General features: G+C 71.2%; 1 protein-coding gene. It reads left to right on the top strand.

The genetic code is table 11. From position 1 onward, the window contains the following. The coding region (locus STSP_RS33170) for an RNA polymerase sigma factor (protein ID WP_067284741.1) at nt 1–870 on the top strand (870 nt) is incomplete at its 5' end. Nucleotides 871–945: the final 75 nt, after the last annotated feature.

The following is a 945-nucleotide window of genomic DNA, read 5'->3' as shown; positions in this document are numbered from 1 at the left end:
GGCCGCACCCCCCTGCTCACCGCCGCCGAGGAGGTCGAGCTCGCCCGCCGCGTCGAGGCCGGGCTCTTCGCCGAGGAGAAGCTCGGGTCGACGCCCGACCTCGACTCCCAGCTCGCCGTGGACCTCGACAAGCTCGTCGTCATGGGGCGCATGGCCAAGCGCCGCCTCATTGAGGCGAACCTGCGGCTCGTCGTCTCGGTCGCCAAGCGGTACGTGGGACGCGGCCTGACCATGCTGGACCTGGTGCAGGAAGGAAACCTGGGCCTGATCAGGGCCGTCGAGAAGTTCGACTACGCACGCGGCTACAAGTTCTCGACGTACGCCACCTGGTGGATCCGCCAGGCGATGTCGCGGGCCCTCGCCGACCAGGCCCGCACCATCCGCGTACCAGTCCATGTAGTCGAGCTCATCAACCGCGTGGTGCGGGTCCAGCGGCGCATGCTCCAGGAGCGCGGGTACGAGCCGACGCCCGAAGAGGTCGCCGCCCATCTCGACCTGCCGCCCGAGAGGGTCAGCGAGGTCCTGCGGCTCGCCCAGGAACCGGTCTCGCTGCACGCCCCCGTGGGGGAGGAGGACGAGGTCGCGCTCGGCGACCTCATCGAGGACGGCGACGCGGCGAGCCCCGTCGAGTCCGCGGCCTTCCTCCTGCTGCGCGAGCACCTCGACGCGGTGCTGTCCACGCTCGGGGAGCGCGAGCGGAAAGTCGTCCAGCTCCGTTACGGCCTGGCCGACGGCCGCCCGCGCACCCTCGAGGAGATCGGCCGCATCTTCGGCGTGACGCGCGAACGCATCCGCCAGATCGAGTCCAAAACCCTCAACAAGCTCCGCGACCACACCTACGCAGACCAGCTGAGGGGCTACTTGGACTGAGGCGCCGCGCCCGCCTGTGGGCAGTCGCGCCGCCGCCGCTGTGGGCAGTCGTGCCGCTGGGGCGGCACGGGGGGG

The organism is Streptomyces jeddahensis, from assembly GCF_001642995.1.
In the GTDB taxonomy this organism is placed as follows: Bacteria; Actinomycetota; Actinomycetes; order Streptomycetales; family Streptomycetaceae; genus Streptomyces; species Streptomyces jeddahensis.
Note: the sequence above shows the minus strand (reverse complement) of the source record. Positions and strands in the feature narration are given on the sequence as shown.